This window comes from Phyllobacterium myrsinacearum (assembly GCF_014138285.1).
Taxonomy (GTDB): domain Bacteria; phylum Pseudomonadota; class Alphaproteobacteria; order Rhizobiales; family Rhizobiaceae; genus Phyllobacterium; species Phyllobacterium myrsinacearum_A.
The window spans coordinates 63,484-83,247 of sequence record NZ_JACGXN010000015.1; the positions used below are offsets into that span (position 1 = coordinate 63,484).

The following is a 19,764-nucleotide window of genomic DNA, read 5'->3' on the forward strand; positions in this document are numbered from 1 at the left end:
ACCACTGCAAGGAGCAAACACCGTCAGACCCTCACAAACCCGGCCCGTGCCACTTTCAAGCCTACCGGATACTACCCCGATAACAATTCTACGAAAGTCGCAACCAGCACAGGCCCGCATGCCCGGCTTTGCCTATTGGCTTCTTCTCCTGCTGGTTGCCGCGTCGACTTTCTGGATATGTGGCGGGCATGTGCTCTTCAGTCAGGATCACGGCGCCCGACCGTACGCCGCCGGAATCAATATACTCGCGCCTTCCCGGGCGAACGGTCCCGTGACAGGACGCTGATTTCCCGTTCCAGGACAGCTGAGCTTTTGCTTTTGTGGCTCATATCGGGCTATAGGGGGCCTCATCTATGGGAAAATCAGGAAAAGTTGCATGCCGAAGGTTGGCGAAAAAGACATTGATGTTCTGTTCAGCGCAAAGGAGATCGCCGAGCGCAATCTTGAACTGGCCAAGGACATCGTCGCAAAACACTTTGACAACCTGCTGGTGATCTCGATCCTCAAGGGGGCGTTCATTTTCGCGGCTGATCTGATCCGTGCCATGCATGATGCGGGTGCGGAACCGGATGTGGAGTTCATTACCGTCTCCAGCTACGGCAAGGGCACGGAGAGCAAGGAAGTGCGTCTCCTGCGCGATATCGACAGTGACGTGCATGGTCGCGATGTGCTTTTGATCGACGATATTCTGGAATCGGGCAAGACGCTGAAATTCACGCGCGAACTGATGCTGGAACGCGGTGCGCGCAGCGTTTCCATCGCGGTTCTGCTCGACAAGAGTGTGAAGCGCAAAACCGATATCGAAGCGGATTTCAAGGGTTTCGAATGCCCCGACTATTTCGTTGTCGGCTACGGCATGGATGTCGGGCATTCGTTCCGGCAATTGCCCTATGTGGGTGTCGTCAGGGACTGAGGCCCTTTGAGCCTCAGTCAAACTTCAGCAGGCGTTCCAGATAATCCTTTTCCATCTGCGGGCTGAGTGCATTGCCAAGCCGCTTGCGGATTTCATCCAGAATCTGCCGGGCGCGCTGGATATCGGCTTCGCCGGGAAGCATGTTCCTGTCGACATCCGAATAGGAGCCGGTGCCGTCGCCGCGCGGCCGTCCCAGAGGATCGAGCTGGCCCTGTTCACCCTGGCCCTTTCCGGTCTGTCCCATGGCCTGCATCTGCTTCATCATGTCCTGACCGCCCTTGCGCAGTGCATCGAGCGCATTGCTCTGCTGATCAAGTGCCTGCCCACCATCGGCGTCGCCGAGTGACTTCTTGGCTTCGCCCATGGATTTTCCAGCCTCGCCGAAATCCTTGTTGGGAGTGATGCCCTGGCCGTTCAGATCATCCATCAGCTGCTGCAGATCCGACTGGAGCTTGCCCTGACCTTCCTGCAAGCCTTTCAGTGCCTTGGCAATCTCTTCGTCGGACATCTGGCCCTGTTGGCCTTCCTGGCCCATCTGGCCATTGTCCTGCATCATGCCGTTCTGGCGCTGCTGTTCCAGCCTGTGCGTTTCGTTCATCATCTGCTGCTGGCGCCGCATCAGCTCGCCGAGTTTGTTCATCTGCTGCTTCATCTGGTCGCCCTGACCATCCTTGCCCTGCTGGGCCTGACGCATCTGCAGGTTGTTCAACATGTCGTTGAGCTGCGAGAGCAGCTGCTGGGCCTGCTCCTTCGAACCCTGTTTGGCAAGTTCCTCGATCTGCTTGAGAATACGGTCAATATCCTCCTGCCGCAGTTCGCGGGCGTTGGGATCGGGAGCCTGCGCCATTTTGGGGTTGCGCTGCGCCTGCTGGGCAAGTTCACGCATATATTTGTTCATGGCCTTGCGCAGATCGGCCATGCGCTTTTCGATCTCTTCGGGGCTGGCATTCTGTTCGATCGCCTGCCGCAGTGCTTCCTGCGCCTCGCGCAGGCTGCGTTCCGCTTCCGACAGGGCGCCGTCTTCAATGCCGCGGGCCACCTGCCACATATAGGCAACCACGTCCCGCAGCTGATCATCGCTCTTGGCAAGGTTCAACCGCGAGCGGATGCTGCGCAAAGCGAGATAATGGCTGGAGTTCTTGATGGTCTCTTCCGGCCAGATGGTGATGGCATCCAGCATATTGAGGATATCGGGCTTGGCATTGGCATTCAGGGCAAGAACGCGCCGCTGTTCCACGACCGCACGGGCGAGCGGATTGGAGAATGGGCGTTCCGGCATGATCCAAGTCTTGGTTTCGCTTCGAGCTTCCTGTTTGGCGTCATCGACAGCAAGCAGGGTTATATGGATTTCAGACCCGGCCCAGACGTGTTCCGTCAAATCCTTGGTTGTCTTGGTCTCGCCGCCGTCCGCGCCGCGCTTCGGCAGACTGAGGGGTATTTCGGGGGCAGCAAACAGCGGCCGTGCGTCTTTTGCCGCGGGTTGGATTTGCTCGACTTTCGCCTGAGCGCTGGCTGCGCCGTAATCATCCTTGATCTCGTAAGCCAGTTCCATCGTGCCGTTGACGGCGCTTGATGGCTCTTTGGTGAAACGAATGGTTGGTGCCTGGTCCGGCAGGACAGAGAACGCCCATTCGGAATGCACGGTGCCATTATCCGTCAACCCGATCGCGGTGTTGGTCTCAAGTGCGATTTCGAAATTGCGCGGCTGATCCTTGGCAGGCTGGGCATTCTCTTCTGTCTTCGCCGCTTGTTTGACGGGAACCTCGGCGGGTTTGCCGTCCGGCAATGTCTTGGTCACCCGTTCGGATCCATTGCCGCCGATGATGCGAATGACCAACGTGCTGTTTTGCGGAACAGTGAACTGTTTTTCCTCATTGTTGGCTGCCGAAGTGAGGAACACCGGCGGCCGGCCGGTATAGCGCGGCGGGGTAACCCAGGCATCGATGCGAGCTGGAAGGGCGTTGCTGGCGCTGTGGCTGCGGAAAGCATCGGTAAGACGCCCGCCAAGCGGTCCGCCGGAAAAGGCAAAGGCGATGACGAGCAGCAGTCCGACCACGGCGCGCAGGCCCCATGGATCCAACTCTGGTATGTTCGTTCGCGGCATGCCGCTCTTCAGACCCTTGATGCGCTCGGCCATGCGTCTGCGGTGTTCATCCCACAAAGCTTGGGCAAAGGGATCATCCTTGCTCGTTGCAAGTGTTTCCGATTGCACGGCGATGGGCTGATGATCGAGTATGTTGACGTCTTCCAGGCGGCGGCTGACTTCCGCATGATCCGGTAATCGGAATTTCAGCAGGATGTAGAGGCAGACAGGCAGGGAAAGGACGAACAGCGTCAGCAATCCGAGCCGTGCAAGATCGGGCAGCATCCGGAAAATACCGAACCACGACAGGATGACGAAGACCGTTCCGACCAGCAGAAGCGGCAGAAGCCGCGGCCACAACCGCTCGAAGGCAAGAGTCAGCCACGCAGACAAGCGAAGGCGATCGATACTTTTGAAAATATCGAACCTGACCCTTTCAGCGTCCCGCTCATCGGGGTGTTGACCGGTCATCCTCACTCCATCTCGTCAACCGTGTGAATCTTCCATGACGTGTCGACGTAGACTCAAGAATAACACTCATCGTGGCAAAGGCGAGGCCTTGGCGCAAAAAGCTGTTCACCGTTCTGTGTGGTGGCTGATTTCAGAGCCAGTCCGGTATGGAATCAAGCCCGATCAATTCGTCATAGGTTGTCCGCGGGCGCACAACATGGAAGCGGTCACCGCTGACGAGCACCTCAGGTACGAGCAGACGCGTATTGTAGGTTCCGGCCTGCACCGCGCCATAGGCACCTGCTGTGCCAATGGCAATCAGATCGCCGGGGGTAGGGTACGGCAGATCACGGTCAAGACCGATATAATCGCCGGTTTCACAGACAGGTCCAACCACGTCGCCGCGAATGCGCGGATGCGCTGGCGTGGCTTCCTTGACCGGGCGGATCGTATGGAATGCATCATAGAGCGTCGGCCGGATAAGGTCATTCATGGCCGCATCGACAATGATGAAATTGCGGGCATCGCCTTCTTTGACGAAGATGACTTCGCTGACCAGGATACCGGCATTGCCAACGATCAGGCGACCCGGCTCAAAAATGGTCTTGAGCCCGAGCGGCTTGATATGCTTGGCAACGATGGCCGCATAGGCATCAGGCAGCGGTGGCGGATTGTTGTCGAAGTGATAGGGGATGCCGAGGCCGCCGCCGAGATCGACATGGTTGATATCGTGACCGTCAGACTTCAGGTCGCCGACGAGCTGGGCCAGCAGGGCAAAAGCGTCATCGAACGGCTCGAGATCGGTGATCTGACTGCCGATATGCATGTCGATGCCGGTGACCTTGAGGCCGGGCAGTTTCGCCGCATGGGCATAAACGGACCTTGCCTTGGCCAGCGGAATACCGAACTTGTTCTCCGACTTGCCTGTCGAAATCTTCTTGTGGGTCTTGGCGTCGACGTCAGGATTGATGCGCAGGGATACCGGCGCGATCTTGCCCGCAGCGACGGCGCGGCTGGAAAGCAGCTCCAGCTCCGGCTCGGATTCGACATTGAAACAGTGAATGCCTGCCGCCAGCGCGAAGTCCATTTCGCCGGATTTCTTGCCCACCCCGGAAAAGACGATCTTGCTGGCCGGAATACCTGCGGCCAGAGCGCGGCGCATCTCACCTTCCGACACCACATCGGCACCGGAGCCAAGACGCGCAAGGGTTTTCAGAACGGCCTGGTTGGAATTGGCTTTCAGCGCGTAGCAGACAAGCGCATCCATTTCGGCAAAAGCCGCAGCAAAAACCTTGTAGTGCCGTTCGATGGTGGCCGTCGAATAGCAATAGAACGGGGTGCCGACCGCCTTGGCGATATCGGGAATACTGACGTCCTCCGCATGAAGAACGCCGTTCCTATAGTCGAAATGGTTCACGAAAAATCAGCCTAGATGATCGAGTCGAGGAAAAAGCGCTTGTCTTGAACGGGTTGTTTGGCCGGTTTCGGTTCGCCCGGCGCCGGTGCAGTCACCGATGCGGGCGGCAATTCAAGCGGGCCTTTGCGGCCGCAGGCCGATACCGCGCTGACGATTGCAACCGCCATCAGAATTGTCGTGAGGTAAGAACGGCTTGTCATAGATTTCGATCCTGTCGTCCGGAAGTATGTTGTACTGTCTAACGCATGGAGGAGCGCTTTGCATCCCCCATCGTTGGACTTACGATTTCGTGATGCGTTTTTGCCAGAACCTGATCTGCTCGCGCACCTGTTCCGGGGCCGTCCCGCCAAAGGATTTACGGCTCCGCACGGATTTGTCCACGGTAAGATAGCCGAACACGGCGTCGGTGATACCAGGGTGAATACCCTTGAGGTCATCCAGCGTCAGCTTGCCGAGCTCACTCTTCTTCTGTTCTGCCAGCGCGACAGCGCGGCCGGTGACATGATGGGCCTCGCGGAATGGCAGGCCAAGCTCGCGTACCAGCCAGTCGGCGAGATCGGTCGCTGTCGAGTAGCCGGACCCCGCCGCCTTCTTCATGGCTGCGGTGTTGATGGTCATGTCACCAACCATGCCGGTCATGGCGGCCAGGGCGAGTTCAAGGGTTTCGGCCGCATCGAACACGGCTTCCTTGTCTTCCTGCATATCCTTGGAATAGGTCAGCGGCAGGCCCTTCATGACGGTGAGCAGGCCGACGAGCGAACCGGTAATGCGGCCGGTCTTGGCGCGCACCAGTTCGGCTGCATCGGGGTTTTTCTTCTGCGGCATGATCGACGAGCCGGTGGAGAAAGAATCGGAAAGGCGCACGAAGCCGAATTGCGGCGTCGACCAGATGACGATTTCCTCGGCCAGCCGGGACAGATGTGTTGCGGCAATGGCGGCCATCGACAGGAATTCCAGCGCGTAGTCGCGGTCGGATACGCTGTCGAGCGAATTGCGGGTGGGTTCGCGAAAACCAAGTGCTTTGGCCGTCATGTGGCGGTCTATCGGGAAGCCTGTTCCTGCGAGTGCGGCGGCACCGAGCGGCGATTCATCCATACGCTCGATGGCGTCCTTCACCCGGCTGAGGTCGCGGCCGAACATTTCCACATAGGCCATGCAGTGATGGCCGAAGGTAACGGGCTGTGCGGTCTGCAGGTGGGTGAAGCCGGGCATCAGCGTCGCCGCATGTTCTTCGGCACGCTTCAGGAAGGCTTCGATCAGTTTCTTCAGCGCTGTAACCGTGCGCTGAAACTCTTCCTTGACCCAGAGGCGGAAATCGACGGCAACCTGATCGTTGCGCGAACGCGCCGTGTGCAGCCGGCCGGCCGGCGCACCGATGAGTTCGGCAAGACGCGACTCGACATTCATGTGAATGTCTTCAAGTTTACGTGAGAAAACGAACTTTCCGCTCTCGATCTCTGACAATATCGTGTTCAGACCCTTTGCGATCTTGTCGTGGTCGTCCGCCGCGATTATGCCGGTTTTCGCAAGCATGGCAGCATGAGCAAGAGAACCGCTGATATCCTGGGCATAGAGTTTCTGGTCAAAACCGATGGAAGCGTTGATTTCTTCCATGATGGCAGCCGGACCTGAGGCGAAACGGCCTCCCCACATTTCATTGCTGTTTTTCTTGTCGGACATTGTAAGCCTTGGGTGAACCGGGGTGGATAGACGGAAAGTGTAAGATATGGCCAACGGCAACGAAACACAGAAAACCACTTCAGGCGGCAACAGGAAAATTATTCTTCTTGCTGCGCTCGCAGGCTTAGTCGCCGGTGCGGTTGGGGTATACGTGATGGAGCGGCCTTCTGGCAATATTGTTGCCGGAACAAACACCACCGATCAATGCACCGCCAAGGTCGATACGGCCAAGAAGATCGACGCGGCAGCCACCGGTGCCGTTGCCGCCATGCGCGGGGCCGAGAAGCCGCAATCCATGTCCGCGCTATCCTTCACCGGTCCCGATGGCAAACCGATGCGGCTGGCCGATTTCAAAGGCAAGACCGTCCTCGTCAATCTCTGGGCCACATGGTGTGCCCCTTGCCGCGAGGAGATGCCGGCACTCGACGCGCTGCAGACCAAGAAGGGCGGTGACAATTTTCAGGTCGTGACGATCAATATCGATACGGGCGATGATCAGAAACCAAAGGGCTTCCTGGCTGACATCGGTGTGAAGTCACTGACGCTCTATCGTGATCCGACCATGGGCGTGTTCAATGACCTCAAGCGCAAGAACCTGGCGTTCGGTCTGCCGGTGACGATGATCGTCGACAAGGAGGGCTGCCAGATTGCTGCCATGAATGGTCCGGCTCCATGGGAAAGCGACGATGCGGCCCGTCTGATCGATGCGGCCATAGCGGCACAGTAGTTTTCCCGGATAGGGCGGGCCGTTGCCACGCCCGCTTTTGCGTCTGGCTGTTGAAAGAAGAGAATGACGGGCGGTCCTTGGAACGCGGGTCTTGGGTAGTCTGGTATGCGATGCTTGCGATCCAAGGACCACCCGCCCCGGCGATTTTACGTTTCCGCCTGTTCTGCCCTTTCATCCGGCTGCTGGGTCAGATGAAACTGCAACTTCAGCGAAACCTCCTCGTCCCATGGGTTTTCTCCCCACGAGGCCGAAGCGCCGATCCTTTCCCGACTTTCGAAAGTTTCCGGAAGCATTCCCGCCGGAAAGGACACGATGAGAATAGCTCGGGTTCTGATGTGTTGGATAAGTTGGCGTGGTTTTTCTGATCACGGCGAAATCTGATGACCAATTCACCCCCCTCTGTCCTGTCGGACATCTCCCCCACAAGGGGGGAGATCAGCCTTCATTGCTATTTCTCACAATTTGCTACGTTGAAAAGTTAGCGATCATTCCGATGCCGATGTGATCTCCCCCCTTGCGGGGGGCCGAAGGCGGGCGAGACCCGTGGCTCGCCCCGGTAGGGCGACAGGACAGAGGGGGGTGAGAATGCAGATAAGTCTTGCACCATGCACGTGCAAAAAACCCGCCGGGATTTTCATCCGCGGCGGGTTTTTAACCTAACGATCCGAAGATCTGATTATTCAGCCTGACCGGCAGCGGCCTTGCGGGCTTTCTTGGCCTTGTACTTGTCAAAGCCCGAGGGATCGCCGGGCTTGCGCTCCTTGGGCTTTTTGACCTTTTCAGGCTTTTCTGCGGTCCAGCCTTCCGGCTTGGCCTTGGCGGGCTTTGCAGCCCAGTCGGCTCTTGGCTTGTCGTCCTGAGGGCGATCATCACGGGCGCGGGGCGGCTTGCGGTCGTCCCACTCGCGCTTCTCGCCGAAATTCTTCTTCGGTTTGAAATCGCCGCCTTCGCTGCGGCGGGGGGATGAAGGGCTGGCGCCTTCGCTGCGGGTAATGTTCACACCCTTTTCACCGGTGCCGTACTGCTTGATCCGGGCAAGAAATGCGTCGGCCTTGCTGGCGGTGATTTCAAAGCGGGTTTCGGTCTCGAGAATCTTGATCGAGCCGACATCGGTCTTGGTGATATCACCAGCCTTGCAGATCAGCGGCAGGAGCCAGCGCGGTTCGGCGCGCTGCTTGCGGCCAACGCTGAGCGAGAACCAGGCGCCGCTTTCGAACTGTTCAAAACGATCCGAACGTGGCGCACGGTCGGCGCGATCGTTCCGGTCACCGCGGCCGGGCCGGTCGTCATAGCTGCCCTTGCGGATTGGCTCGAGAACATGGGCCGGTGTGTTTGACAGCTCTTCCGGCGCTGGGCGTGCGGCCATCTGCTGGCGCAGGTAGGCGGCTGCGATCTGTTCGGCCGAATGCAGGCCGAGCAGCTCGCGCACGTGTTCGCCTTCTTCCTCGGTCATGACCTCGGTCAGTGACGGATCGTTGAGGATACGGTCGTGATTGCGCTTGTTGATGGCGGCGGCATCCGGTGGCGGCACCATCGTGGTGCTGAGTTTTGCCATCTGCAACAGGCGCTCGGCCGAACGGCGGCGCGATGCCGGCACGATCAGCACGCAGATGCCCTTGCGGCCTGCACGGCCCGTACGGCCGCTGCGGTGCAGCAGCGTGTCAGGGTTGGTCGGCAGGTCGGCATGGATGACGAGATCGAGATTGGGCAGGTCGATGCCGCGCGCAGCCACGTCAGTGGCGACACAGACGCGGGCACGGCCATCACGCATGGCCTGCAACGCATTGGTGCGCTCGGCCTGGCTGAGTTCGCCGGAAAGTGAAACCACGGAGAAGCCACGGTTGGACAGGCGGCTGGTCAGGTGTTTGACAGCTTCACGGGTGGAACCGAAGACGATCGTGTTCTGGGCATCGTAGAACAGCAGCGCATTGATGATCGCATTTTCGCGTTCGCGCGGGGCAACCGGCATGATGTGATATTCGATATCACTGTGCTGGGACTTTTCACTGGTTGCGGTGATGCGCAGCGCATCATTCTGGAACTGCTTTGCCAGCTGGGCAATGGGTTTTGGTACGGTGGCTGAGAACATCAGCGTGCGGCGGTCTTTCGGCGCTTCACCAAGAATGAATTCGAGATCTTCGCGGAAACCGAGATCCAGCATTTCATCGGCTTCGTCGAGTACGACGGCGCGCAGTTCGGTCATGTCGAGCGATCCGCGGGTGATGTGGTCGCGCAGACGGCCGGGTGTGCCGACGACGATATGGGCGCCGCCCTGCAACGCGCGGCGTTCCTTGGTCATGTCCATGCCGCCAACACAGGAAGCAATACGGGCACCGGTCTTTTCGTAGAGCCATTCCAGCTCGCGGCGCACCTGCAGGGCAAGCTCGCGGGTCGGGGCAATCACCAGCGCGTAAGGAGCGCCGATGGAGGTGAAGCGGTCTTCGCCGTCGAGCAATGTCGGAGCGATGGCAATACCGAATGCAACTGTCTTGCCGGAGCCGGTCTGAGCGGAAACCAAAAGGTCCGCGCCGTTCGCTTCCGGAGCAAGCACAGCTGTCTGCACCGGCGTCAGGGTCTCATAACCACGGGCTGCCAATGCACCGGACAGCGCCGGGGCGATAGAATCGAATATAGTCATTAATGAACTTTCAAGTACGTGTTTGGGCAGGTGTTTTCGGCTCGGCATATGTTGAAGCACGAGCGGCACGCATATAGCTTTGTTGCGCTCTCGTAGAGGTTATCGCTCATTTCGTCAATGGCACGGCACGTGGAGGCGCTGCACGGGAGCCTTGCAAATTCGTTGTGGGTGGCAGAATCACGAACCAAGAACCAAGAACCACGCTCACTATCAATGTCAAAACTCAGACGGTAAATCCCGCCCGTTTCAGCCGCACGATGGCAAGATCAAGCGCGGAAAGAAAAGCGGAGCGGTCTTTTGGCGAAAACGGCCGTGGCCCGCCGGTGATCTGGCCCGCCGAGCGCAACTCGTCCATCAGGTTGCGGGTCGCCAGTGTGTTGCCGATGGAGGCTTCAGTGAAGGCGCGACCGGTCGGGGAGATGGCATCGGCACCCGCTTTGACGCAGCGGCTGGCCAGCGGAATATCAGCGGTCACAACCACGTCGCCACGCATCGCCCGTTCGGCAATCCAGTCATCCGCCGCATCAAAGCCGTCGCTGACGATGACGCGCTCGATCATTGGATCGCGCGGAATGGTCATGAAGGAATTGGAGACGACATAGACCTTGACGCCGTAACGCTCGGCCACGCGGTAAATCTCCGCTTTGACCGGGCAGGCATCGGCGTCGACATAGATGGTGATGGATTTCTGATCGTTCATGGTCAACCGAATATGTGGAGGGCGGCAAAGCCGACGGATGCGGCAAGGCCAATGGCAAAACCGGCAGCGAGTGCCGCCACCAGCAGGCCGGTGCCAAGCCATACGCCATCCTGTTCGCCAAGGCCAATACTGAGCAGGACGATACTGAGTGCCGGCAACTGGTTGACAAGCGGCACCGGCAAAACGACGAGGAACGACATCAAGAGGGCTACGACGCTGACGATGCGTTCCATCACCGACTGCGGCAACGGCCAGTAGCGCGGGCGGGCAAGCCGCTCGAAGCGGATCAGCAGCGGTTCGAGTTTCCCGACAAACCGCCGGTAGGTTTCCGTGCTCACGGATTTGCGGCGCAGAAATGCCGGAAACCACGGGTTCTCCATGCCGATCAGCAATTGGCTGGACAGGAGAATCAGCGGAATGCCGAATATCGTCGAACTTCCCGGCGGCAGGGGCACCAGATTGAGCGCTGCAAAGAGAATGAGCAGAGCGCCGAAGCTGCGCTCGGAAAGGGCAGACAGGATATCGTCGAACGATATCCTGTCTGCATCTGTTTCACCAAGCTGGACCAGAACGCTGGACAGGCGCCGTTCTGCCGGGTCTCCCGAAGGACCCCAATCATACGGTTTCTCGCCAGTGTTCATACAGGTCCTCCATTGGTGGGATTATGTTTTTCTCGCTGCCTCGGCGATAGGGGGTGTCGAGGCATGTTCTGCATCTATCGTTAATTCAGGCTCGGGTTCATCATTGCGGGTTTTCCAGAGCGAACTGAGAATCCCTGCGGCGAGAATGCCAAGCGTGATCGACAGTGACCACATGGGCGGTATCTTTGCCAGTCCCAAAGCATCGGCCACGAATATCTTTCCACCAATGAAAACAAGCACCAGTGACAGGGCATATTTAAGATAGACGAAGCGATGAATAAGACTTGCGAGGGCGAAATACAGCGCGCGCAATCCAAGGATCGCAAAGATGTTCGAGGTGAAGACGATGTAGGGATCGGTGGTGATGGCAAAAATGGCGGGGATGGAATCCACCGCAAAGATCACGTCGGCCAGTTCCACCATGACCAGCGCCAGCAGCAGGGGTGTGATCCATGTCTTTGATTTGCCCGTGTGCGGGTCGGTGCGCCGAATCATGAACTTCTGTCCGTGCAACTCGCTTGTCACCCGGAAACGTTTGTTCATGAATTTGAAGACCGGATTGGCCGAAACGTCGAATTCGCCGTCCCCTGCCATCAGCATGCGAATACCCGTGATGATCAGGAAGGCCGCGAAGAGATAGAGGACCCACTCATACTGTTCGACAATCGCTGCACCTGCCGCAATCATGATGCCGCGAAGGATGACAACACCAAGAATGCCGTAGACGAGCACCCGATGCTGGAATTGTTTGGGAATGGCGAAATAACCGAAAATCATGGCGATGACGAAAATATTGTCCATCGCGAGACTTTTCTCGACCACAAAGCCGGTCAGGTACTGCATCCCGGACTCGCTGCCGAGCTCCCACCAGATGAAGCCGCCGAAGGCAACGCCGAGACTGATGTAGAATGCCGAGAGCCACAGGCTTCTGCGCATGCCTATATCGTGGTTTTTTCGGTTGAGAACGCCCAGATCGAGGACGAGAAGTACAAGGACTAGGGCAAAAAAGCCAAGCCACATCCATAGGGGCTTGCCCATGGCATCAACAAACAGAATCTCCATGTGAAAAATGATCCGCCGGCATCGGTTCCAGATTACAACTCCGACATCACGAAAGAGCCGGTAACTTCCGCCAGAGGGGCCCGGTGTTGCAATTCCGTTTCAATTGGGGAGACGCCGGGACCAATGCAAGGGTTTGATTAAAATAAATAATCCGGAATGCGGGATTGACCCGCCATGGGTGAAAATCAGCGGGTCGGAACGGGGTTTTCGCCGCGATAATCGTAGAACCCGCGTCCGGCCTTGCGCCCGAGCCAACCGGCTTCGACATATTTGACCAACAGCGGGCAGGGCCGGTACTTCGAATCCGCGAGACCATCATGCAGCACCTGCATGATGGAAAGACAGGTATCGAGACCGATGAAATCGGCCAGCTGCAGCGGGCCCATCGGGTGATTGGCACCCAGTTTCATCGCGGTATCGATGGCTTCGACCGAACCTACGCCTTCATAGAGCACATAGATTGCCTCGTTGATCATCGGCAGCAGGATGCGGTTGACGATGAAAGCCGGGAAATCTTCCGATACGGTCAGCGTCTTGTCGAGACTGGTGACAAACTGGCGGGCGGATTCAAACGTGACGTTTTCCGTGGCAATGCCGCGGATCAGTTCGACCAGTTTCATCATCGGCACCGGATTCATGAAGTGAATACCGATGAAGCGCTCCGGCCGGTCCGTGGTGGCAGCGAGGCGCGTGATCGAAATGGACGAAGTATTGGTTGCGAGGATCGCTTCCGGATTGAGATTGGGGCAGAGCTGGGCAAAAATCTTGCGCTTGACTGTCTCGTCTTCCGTTGCGGCTTCAATCGCCAGGTCGACGCCGGCGAGATCTTCCATACGCAGGGCCGGGCGGATGCGCGACATGCCCTTGACGCGATCGGCTTCGTCAAGCTTGCCATGGGAAACCTGCCGAGCCATGTTGCCATTGACGGTTGCAATGGCCTTTTCCAACTGGTCAGCGGACTGGTCGTGGATCAAAACATCATAACCGGCCAGTGCGCAGACGTGAGCAATGCCTCCGCCCATTTGTCCCGCGCCAATAATGCCTACCGTTTTGATCGAGCCAGCCATGTTTCCATCCATTTGGTTTTTATAGCATACAAACTAAATGGCCGGGGTAGCATTCGTCTACCCCGGCCATGCAGATTCATTTCAATCTTGCGATTAAATTAGAGCGCTTTTTCGAGCTCCGGCAGGATGACGAAGAGATCGCCGACCAGGCCGTAATCGGCAACCTGGAAAATCGGTGCTTCCTCATCCTTGTTGATGGCAACAATGACTTTGGAGTCCTTCATGCCGGCCAGATGCTGGATCGCGCCCGAGATGCCCACCGCAATGTAAAGATCAGGCGCAACAACCTTGCCGGTCTGGCCAACCTGCCAGTCGTTCGGCGCATAGCCAGCGTCCACCGCGGCGCGCGATGCACCGACAGCAGCGCCGAGCTTGTCGGCAACAGGAAGGATGACTTCCTTGAACTTCTCGTTGGAGCCAAGAGCGCGACCACCTGAAATGATGATCTTTGCCGAGGTCAGCTCGGGACGATCGCCGCCCGAAAGCTTGGCTTCAACGAATGTCGACAGACCCGGATTGGCAGCGGCTGAAACGTTCTCGACAGAAGCGGAACCGCCTTCACCGGCCGCCGCAAACGTTGCGGTACGCACGGTGATAACGCGCTTGGCATCGGTCGCCTGAACCGTTTGCAGAGCATTGCCCGCATATATCGGGCGCTTGAACGTATCGGGTGAAATCACTTCGATGATGTCCGATACCTGCATGACGTCGAGCAGGGCTGCAACGCGCGGCAGGATGTTCTTGCCATTGGTGGTTGCGGCGGCAATGATCGTGTCATAGTTGTCGGCGATCGAAACGATCAGAGCAGCGGTGGCTTCCGCAAGGCGGTTGGCCAGATCGTCGCTGTCAGCGAGCAGGACTTTCTTGACGCCAGCAAGCTTGGCGGCCTGATCGGCAACGCCCTTGGCGCCTTTGCCGGCGACCAGAACATGCACATCGGGACCGATGGAGAGTGCTGCTGTCAACGCCTTCGCGGTCTGATCGGAAAGGGTCTCGTTATCGTGTTCGGCAAAAAGAAGAATAGCCATGGTGAATTCCTTTCCTGATCCTTAGAGAACGCCGGCTTCGTTCTTCAGCTTGCTGACGAGTTCGGCAACGTCCTTGACCTTGACGCCTGCCTTGCGGCCGCCCGGCTCTTCGGTCTTCAGAACCTTGAGGCGTGGCTTGGTGTCGACGCCATAATCGGCTGCGGTCTTTTCATCCAGCGGCTTCTTCTTTGCTTTCATGATGTTTGGCAAAGATGCGTAGCGCGGCTGATTGAGACGAAGGTCGGTTGTGACGATGGCCGGAAGCTTGATCTCGATGGTCTGCAGGCCGCCGTCGACTTCGCGGGTAACCTTGGCAGTATCGCTGCCGAGTTCGACCTTCGATGCGAAGGTGCCCTGGCTCCAGCCGAGCAGTGCGGAAAGCATCTGGCCGGTCTGATTGGCATCATCATCGATGGCCTGCTTGCCGAGAATGACCAGCTGCGGCTGTTCGGCGTCAACAATGCCCTTCAAAATCTTGGCAACGGCGAGCGGTTCGACAAGATCGTCGACCTTGACCAGAATGCCGCGGTCGGCACCCATGGCGAGCGCGGTGCGGATGGTTTCCTGGGCCTGCGCAGGTCCGATGGAGACAACAACCACTTCCTCGACCTTACCGGCCTCTTTCAGGCGCAAGGCTTCCTCGACAGCGATTTCGTCGAATGGGTTCATCGACATCTTCACGTTGGCAAGCTCAACGCCCGAACCGTCGCCCTTAACCCTGATCTTCACATTGTAATCGACTACCCGCTTTACCGGTACGAGGACTTTCATGGGGACTCCCTCTCATAAGAACTGCAGACAGATTTAACTGCCGGGCAATGGCACCCGCTTGCCGGATGCCGACATTGAGGTGAAAAAAACGACACTGGGGCGTGTCAGGATCGTGCGGGACCGTAAATATGCCTAACGTAAAGGTCAATCATCCAGATTGCGCTTTATCCGATCTTAAACGATTGAAACTTGTGCCTTCAGCGGCCCCATCGTGTCGAAGGCATTTCCGGCGGTATCTGCGGCGGCTCTTTCTCGATAATGACAGCCCGTGGCGAGACGATGGCGCGGTCAAACAGCGGAACGCTGCGGCGTTTAAACGGAACCAGCAACAGCGCGCCAGCGATGATGCCGCCGACATGGCAAGCCCACGAAATACGATCTTCGCCATGGGTGACAAGCATCACAAACTGGAGGCCGATCCACAAGACGAGGGGGTAAAGCGCAGGAATACGCAACGGAATGCGGCCAAAGGCAAGCACCCATACCCGAACACGCGGATGCAGCAGGAGATATGCGGCAACCACGCCGGCAATCGCGCCTGACGCCCCTATGAGCGGCCCGTCAGAACCCGGTTCGATAACCCCATGCATGAAAGCACCGGCGGAGGCACATAGCAGATAGAAAATCAGAAACCTGACATGGCCCATCGCGTCTTCAACATTGTCGCCGAACACCCACAGAAACAGCATATTGCCGCCAAGGTGGAAAATATCACCATGCAGGAAGGCATAGGTGACATAGGTGAAGTATGGCGAGACAAAATCATACTGGACGGGGAGAACCGTCATGTGATGAGCCACGGATGGAATGTAGCCAAAACCAATGGATGCTGTTTTGGAATCCGCTCCGGCAAGACTTGTCAGGCCGAAGATGAGAACGTTCACGCCAATGAGGGACAGGGTCACATATTGGCGCTTGATGTATTTAAGGCTGTTGGCGTCGTAGAGTGGTATGAACATCGGCGCCGTTCCCCCGTTCAGCGGTTCTTACCGGGCACCCATAACACGTCCCTTGCGCCATTGTCATTGACGGCACGCGCGGCAACGAAGAGAAAATCCGAAACACGATTGATGTATTTGAGTGCCGCCGGCGTTACGATCTCGCCGGGCTTTTGCGCCAGTTCGACCATGTGCCGTTCAGCCCGCCTTGCTACGGTGCGTGCGAGGTGCAGGGTGGCCGAAGCCGCCGATCCGCCCGGCAGCACGAATGAGCGCAGCGGCGCCAGCTTTTCGTTGAGAAGATCGATATCCGTTTCGATGCGCACCACCTGGCTGTCGACAATGCGCAAAGGCTCGTATTCAAGCTTTTCGCCTGTATCCGGGGTAGCAAGATCGGCACCAAGATCAAAAAGATCGTTCTGGATGCGCGCAAGCATGGCGTCGATCGTGGGAAAGTCCTTCTCCGTGTGAATGCGCGCCAGCCCGACGCAGGAATTGGCCTCGTCAACCGTACCGTAGGCTTGGACGCGCAGGTCATGCTTCAGGCGGCGGTCGCCGCTGCCAAGGCCGGTGGTGCCGTCATCGCCGGTTTTTGTGTAGATCTTGTTGAGCTTGACCATGCGGTTTTCCCGAATTAGCTGGCGGCGCGATGGAAATAGATGGCACCGACGATCAGGATAATCGCAACCAGCTGCAGAAAAATGCGCAGTTGCATCATCTTGTTGGAAAAATTGGCGTCGCCGCCTTTCATCATGTTGCGCAGGCCGATCATGAGCACGATTGCTACGGCAGCGATGGCGATAAGCGCCAGAAATTTGAAGATGATATCCATTGGTTTTCCTTTTCAGGCCAATCTTCTTTCAGGATTGACCGGCAAGCATGCGGTATAGCGCACGCGACGACAGAAATCTGCGGACAAAAACCGCAAATTTTGCAGGCCGTGTGACGAGATAGTGGGGTTTCGGACGAGGATTTTCCAACGCGTGCCTCAGCACAATATAGACCGCATCGGGCCCGAGCTTGGCGCGCGATTTGGTGCCGCCCTGTGAAAGGCGCGCGATCTGCTTCTGGTAATCCTCGCGATGCACCGAATTCTCGACATCGATGTATTTTTCGATCTGCTTCAGCGCATTGTAGGTAAAGCGCGAGGCAATCGGACCCGGCTCGATCAGCGACACATGGATGCCTGATCCCTCAAGTTCCATCCGCTGAACCAGCATCAGGCCCTCCAGCGCGAATTTCGACGCGACATAAGCGCCGCGCCATTTCATCGGGACAAGCCCGAGAATCGACGAGCAATGCACGATCCGGCCATGGCCCTGACGGCGCATCACCGGAACGATATGCCGGGTCAGTTCATGCCAGCCGAAGAAATTGGTATCGAACTGCTCGCGCAGGCCCTCGATCGGCAAATCCTCCACGGCACCCGGCAGCGCATAGGCACCGTTGTTATAAAGCGCATCCAGCCTGCCGCCCGTCGCGGCAAGAACATTGTCGACAAGAGCCTTGATGGAGTCGGGTTCGCGATAATCCAGATAATAGGCGGACAGGCCGTCAGCTTTGAGGGCGGCGATATCTTCGTCGCGCCGTGCGGTTGCAAAGACCCGCCAGCCATCCGCCTGCAATGCACGGGCGCAGTGAGCGCCGATGCCGCTGGAACATCCTGTGATCAAAATCGTTCTGGAACTGGTCATTCTTTTCCGATTGCTTCAAACCGAAACGTAAAATCAAAAAAAGACTTCACATATTCGCCTATGCCTTGCAATGTCACGAGCCAAAGGGGCAAACCATTTTCGATGCGTAGAGTATATGTTTTTCTCCGGCGGGTGGCCTTTGATACATTGAGGCATTTCAGCACGGATGACGGTTGGGCTTTTGCCAGCCACATTGCCCTTTCCGGCATTCTGGCCCTGTTTCCGTTCCTGATTTTCGCTACATCCCTTGCCAGCTTTCTCGGCGCGAGCGCCTTTACCGACACGGCGGTGCATGTGGTGTTCGACACATGGCCCGAAGTGATTGCACGGCCCATCGCGCAGGAGGTGCGCAACGTTCTGAACGTCCAGCGCGGCGGGCTGCTGACCATCAGTGTGATCGCCGCTGCGTACTTTGCCTCCAACGGCATCGAGGCGCTGCGCATCGCACTCAACCGCGCCTACCGCGTGGTCGATACACGCTCGATCATTTACTGCAGGTTGCAGAGTCTGGGTTATGTGATTGTGGCTACCATCGGCATCATGGCCATCAGCTTCCTGCTGGTGCTCGCGCCGCTTGCGTTGCGCATTGCGACCCGGTGGATTCCCGAGCTCGATCTTCTGTCCGGCACCATCGGTTTCTGGCGCTATTGCATCGCATCAGCTGTCCTGATCGTCGGGTTGCTGGTGGTACATCTTTGGCTGCCGGCCGGACGCCGTAGACTGATCGACATCCTTCCCGGTATATTCCTGACCCTCTTGGCATGGACAATCGGCGCAACGATCTTCGCCAGTTATCTCGAAACGTTCGCCTCCTACGTGACGACCTATGCGGGCCTCGCGTCCATCATGGTTGCCATCGTCTTCCTCTATATCATCGCCGCGATTTTCATCATTGGCGCCGAGGTCAACGCGGCGATCATTCACTATCGCGAGGGCAGGGTCGCCAAGCGCCTCTGACCGGTCGACAGGGCGACGCCGAGGGTTGCCACGGCCATGCCGCAGAGCTGGAACAGTGTCAGCGTTTCACCGAAGAGCACATAGGCCATCAGGGCTGTCACGCCGGGTACAAGATAGAACAGCGAGGCAACCTTCGAAACGGCACCCTGATTGATCAGGATCATCAGAAGAAGCACGGCGCCGATCGACAGCACCACGACAAGCCACAACATTGCAAAGCCCAGTGGCGCCGCCCAGATCACCGCATGGGTCTCGAACAGCAGCGAGAAAATGCCGGTCAGCACGGCAGCACCGAGATATTGCAGCGTTGTGCCAGCCTTCAGGTCAATCGTGCCGACAAAGCGCTTCTGCCATACCGTACCGGCACTGATTGCCAGTACCGAGAGGATGGAGGCACCCACAGTTGCTGGTGTGATGCCATCGGCGGAAACCGACAGCTTTGGCCAGAGCACCATGGCAACACCGATGAAACCGACCGCAAGTCCGGCCCAATGACGTGGCTGGATTTTCTCACCGAGAGCAGCCCCGGCAATCAGTGCCGTGATCAGTGGCTGCAGGCCGACGACCAGCGCCGACATGCCTGCGGGCAGGCCCCGATGGATCGCCCAGAAGACTGCGCCGAGATAAACGCCATGGATCAGGCAGCCCGCGATGATCGCGTGCATGGCCCCGCGACCGCTCGGCCAGTGGTTTCCCGCCAGCACGACCCAAGTGCCGAGAATGGCTCCGGCAATGGCAAACCGGATCGTCAGGAACAGAAACGGCTCCATATAGGGCATGGCATAGCGGGCGCCGATGAAACCGGTGGCCCACAGGAGGACGAACAGGGCAGGGAAATAACGGACAGGCATGATGGTGACCGGATCTCGGATGAGTTGTGATGCAGGTTTATACGAACAACCGCATGACAACCAGCCGTTCAATGAGGGGATGGGTGTGTGGTCCGTGGTTCGACAAGCTCACCATGAGGGAGAGTGAGGATTGCAGGGAGTCATATC

19 protein-coding genes are annotated in these 19,764 nt (G+C 57.9%); 3 read left to right on the plus strand and 16 right to left on the minus strand.

Going from position 1 to position 19,764, the window contains the following annotated elements; all coding sequences use genetic code 11:
- Nucleotides 1-376: 376 nt before the first annotated feature.
- Entirely contained in the window at nucleotides 377-913 is a 537-nt protein-coding gene (gene hpt / locus FHW16_RS25790; RefSeq protein WP_182552136.1) for a hypoxanthine phosphoribosyltransferase, read from the plus strand.
- A gap of 13 nt (nucleotides 914-926) precedes the next feature.
- Here hpt and FHW16_RS25795 read toward each other — a convergent pair whose 3' ends face one another.
- The 4 genes from FHW16_RS25795 to argH form a co-directional block, all read right to left on the minus strand.
- The gene (locus FHW16_RS25795; RefSeq protein ID WP_182552137.1) at nucleotides 927-3,467 is read right to left on the minus strand and encodes a TIGR02302 family protein; all 2,541 of its coding nucleotides are present in this window, start codon (nucleotides 3,465-3,467) and stop codon (nucleotides 927-929) included.
- A gap of 130 nt (nucleotides 3,468-3,597) precedes the next feature.
- Nucleotides 3,598-4,863 carry a diaminopimelate decarboxylase gene (gene lysA, locus FHW16_RS25800; RefSeq protein WP_182552138.1) on the minus strand — a complete coding sequence of 422 codons (1,266 nt, stop codon included), beginning with the start codon at nucleotides 4,861-4,863 and terminating at the stop codon, nucleotides 3,598-3,600.
- An 11-nt stretch (nucleotides 4,864-4,874) separates the two neighbouring features.
- Nucleotides 4,875-5,063, minus strand: a complete 189-nt coding sequence (gene lptM / locus FHW16_RS25805) for an LPS translocon maturation chaperone LptM (RefSeq protein WP_182552139.1) — start codon at nucleotides 5,061-5,063, stop codon at nucleotides 4,875-4,877.
- Between the two features lie 79 nt (nucleotides 5,064-5,142).
- A complete protein-coding gene (gene argH / locus FHW16_RS25810; RefSeq protein WP_182552140.1) occupies nucleotides 5,143-6,543 on the minus strand; it encodes an argininosuccinate lyase in 1,401 nt (466 codons plus the stop codon).
- A 46-nt stretch (nucleotides 6,544-6,589) separates the two neighbouring features.
- On the opposite strand from argH, the gene tlpA reads away from it, so the two are divergent.
- Nucleotides 6,590-7,270, plus strand: coding sequence for a thiol:disulfide interchange protein TlpA (tlpA, locus tag FHW16_RS25815; protein WP_182552141.1), 681 nt, complete (start codon nucleotides 6,590-6,592; stop codon nucleotides 7,268-7,270).
- A 676-nt stretch (nucleotides 7,271-7,946) separates the two neighbouring features.
- Here tlpA and FHW16_RS25820 read toward each other — a convergent pair.
- The 11 genes from FHW16_RS25820 to FHW16_RS25870 form a co-directional block, all read right to left on the minus strand.
- Entirely contained in the window at nucleotides 7,947-9,908 is a 1,962-nt protein-coding gene (locus tag FHW16_RS25820; protein WP_182552142.1) for a DEAD/DEAH box helicase, read from the minus strand.
- Nucleotides 9,909-10,131: 223 nt separating this feature from the next.
- Nucleotides 10,132-10,608 carry a YaiI/YqxD family protein gene (locus tag FHW16_RS25825; protein WP_182552143.1) on the minus strand — a complete coding sequence of 159 codons (477 nt, stop codon included), beginning with the start codon at nucleotides 10,606-10,608 and terminating at the stop codon, nucleotides 10,132-10,134.
- Nucleotides 10,609-10,610: 2 nt separating this feature from the next.
- Nucleotides 10,611-11,249: an exopolysaccharide biosynthesis protein gene (locus FHW16_RS25830; RefSeq protein WP_182552144.1), complete on the minus strand. Its 639-nt coding sequence runs from the start codon at nucleotides 11,247-11,249 to the stop codon at nucleotides 10,611-10,613.
- A gap of 21 nt (nucleotides 11,250-11,270) precedes the next feature.
- Entirely contained in the window at nucleotides 11,271-12,311 is a 1,041-nt protein-coding gene (locus FHW16_RS25835; protein WP_182552145.1) for a TerC family protein, read from the minus strand.
- Between the two features lie 185 nt (nucleotides 12,312-12,496).
- Nucleotides 12,497-13,378: a 3-hydroxybutyryl-CoA dehydrogenase gene (locus FHW16_RS25840; RefSeq protein ID WP_182552146.1), complete on the minus strand. Its 882-nt coding sequence runs from the start codon at nucleotides 13,376-13,378 to the stop codon at nucleotides 12,497-12,499.
- 98 nt (nucleotides 13,379-13,476) lie between these two features.
- Nucleotides 13,477-14,406: an electron transfer flavoprotein subunit alpha/FixB family protein gene (locus tag FHW16_RS25845; protein WP_182552147.1), complete on the minus strand. Its 930-nt coding sequence runs from the start codon at nucleotides 14,404-14,406 to the stop codon at nucleotides 13,477-13,479.
- Between the two features lie 21 nt (nucleotides 14,407-14,427).
- Nucleotides 14,428-15,177, minus strand: coding sequence for an electron transfer flavoprotein subunit beta/FixA family protein (locus FHW16_RS25850; RefSeq protein WP_182552148.1), 750 nt, complete (start codon nucleotides 15,175-15,177; stop codon nucleotides 14,428-14,430).
- A gap of 197 nt (nucleotides 15,178-15,374) precedes the next feature.
- Entirely contained in the window at nucleotides 15,375-16,136 is a 762-nt protein-coding gene (locus FHW16_RS25855) for a rhomboid family intramembrane serine protease (protein ID WP_182552149.1), read from the minus strand.
- A 17-nt stretch (nucleotides 16,137-16,153) separates the two neighbouring features.
- A complete protein-coding gene (locus tag FHW16_RS25860; protein ID WP_182552150.1) occupies nucleotides 16,154-16,735 on the minus strand; it encodes a cob(I)yrinic acid a,c-diamide adenosyltransferase in 582 nt (193 codons plus the stop codon).
- A gap of 14 nt (nucleotides 16,736-16,749) precedes the next feature.
- On the minus strand, nucleotides 16,750-16,947 hold the full coding sequence (locus FHW16_RS25865) for a twin transmembrane helix small protein (RefSeq protein ID WP_182552151.1): 198 nt from the start codon (nucleotides 16,945-16,947) through the stop codon (nucleotides 16,750-16,752).
- A 28-nt stretch (nucleotides 16,948-16,975) separates the two neighbouring features.
- Nucleotides 16,976-17,809, minus strand: coding sequence for an SDR family oxidoreductase (locus tag FHW16_RS25870; protein ID WP_182552152.1), 834 nt, complete (start codon nucleotides 17,807-17,809; stop codon nucleotides 16,976-16,978).
- 102 nt (nucleotides 17,810-17,911) lie between these two features.
- On the opposite strand from FHW16_RS25870, the gene FHW16_RS25875 reads away from it, so the two are divergent.
- Complete coding sequence (locus FHW16_RS25875; RefSeq protein ID WP_182552153.1) at nucleotides 17,912-18,766, plus strand: YihY/virulence factor BrkB family protein; 855 nt, start codon at nucleotides 17,912-17,914, stop codon at nucleotides 18,764-18,766.
- Here the strand turns inward: FHW16_RS25875 and FHW16_RS25880 are convergent.
- On the minus strand, nucleotides 18,733-19,617 hold the full coding sequence (locus FHW16_RS25880; RefSeq protein WP_182552154.1) for a DMT family transporter: 885 nt from the start codon (nucleotides 19,615-19,617) through the stop codon (nucleotides 18,733-18,735). The two genes, FHW16_RS25875 and FHW16_RS25880, sit on opposite strands and share 34 nt — an antisense overlap.
- Nucleotides 19,618-19,764: the final 147 nt, after the last annotated feature.

Bases quoted from the DNA above. Each gene is read 5' to 3' on its own strand.
- hpt (WP_182552136.1), top strand. From the start codon at position 377: ATGCCGAAGGTTGGCGAAAAAGACATTGATGTTCTGTTCAGCGCAAAG.
- FHW16_RS25795 (WP_182552137.1), bottom strand. From the start codon at position 3,467: ATGACCGGTCAACACCCCGATGAGCGGGACGCTGAAAGGGTCAGGTTC.
- lptM (WP_182552139.1), bottom strand. From the start codon at position 5,063: ATGACAAGCCGTTCTTACCTCACGACAATTCTGATGGCGGTTGCAATC.
- argH (WP_182552140.1), bottom strand. From the start codon at position 6,543: ATGTCCGACAAGAAAAACAGCAATGAAATGTGGGGAGGCCGTTTCGCC.
- tlpA (WP_182552141.1), top strand. From the start codon at position 6,590: ATGGCCAACGGCAACGAAACACAGAAAACCACTTCAGGCGGCAACAGG.
- FHW16_RS25820 (WP_182552142.1), bottom strand. From the start codon at position 9,908: ATGACTATATTCGATTCTATCGCCCCGGCGCTGTCCGGTGCATTGGCA.
- FHW16_RS25825 (WP_182552143.1), bottom strand. From the start codon at position 10,608: ATGAACGATCAGAAATCCATCACCATCTATGTCGACGCCGATGCCTGC.
- FHW16_RS25830 (WP_182552144.1), bottom strand. From the start codon at position 11,249: ATGAACACTGGCGAGAAACCGTATGATTGGGGTCCTTCGGGAGACCCG.
- FHW16_RS25835 (WP_182552145.1), bottom strand. From the start codon at position 12,311: ATGGAGATTCTGTTTGTTGATGCCATGGGCAAGCCCCTATGGATGTGG.
- FHW16_RS25840 (WP_182552146.1), bottom strand. From the start codon at position 13,378: ATGGCTGGCTCGATCAAAACGGTAGGCATTATTGGCGCGGGACAAATG.
- FHW16_RS25845 (WP_182552147.1), bottom strand. From the start codon at position 14,406: ATGGCTATTCTTCTTTTTGCCGAACACGATAACGAGACCCTTTCCGAT.
- FHW16_RS25850 (WP_182552148.1), bottom strand. From the start codon at position 15,177: ATGAAAGTCCTCGTACCGGTAAAGCGGGTAGTCGATTACAATGTGAAG.
- FHW16_RS25855 (WP_182552149.1), bottom strand. From the start codon at position 16,136: ATGTTCATACCACTCTACGACGCCAACAGCCTTAAATACATCAAGCGC.
- FHW16_RS25860 (WP_182552150.1), bottom strand. From the start codon at position 16,735: ATGGTCAAGCTCAACAAGATCTACACAAAAACCGGCGATGACGGCACC.
- FHW16_RS25865 (WP_182552151.1), bottom strand. From the start codon at position 16,947: ATGGATATCATCTTCAAATTTCTGGCGCTTATCGCCATCGCTGCCGTA.
- FHW16_RS25870 (WP_182552152.1), bottom strand. From the start codon at position 17,809: ATGACCAGTTCCAGAACGATTTTGATCACAGGATGTTCCAGCGGCATC.
- FHW16_RS25875 (WP_182552153.1), top strand. From the start codon at position 17,912: ATGCGTAGAGTATATGTTTTTCTCCGGCGGGTGGCCTTTGATACATTG.
- FHW16_RS25880 (WP_182552154.1), bottom strand. From the start codon at position 19,617: ATGCCTGTCCGTTATTTCCCTGCCCTGTTCGTCCTCCTGTGGGCCACC.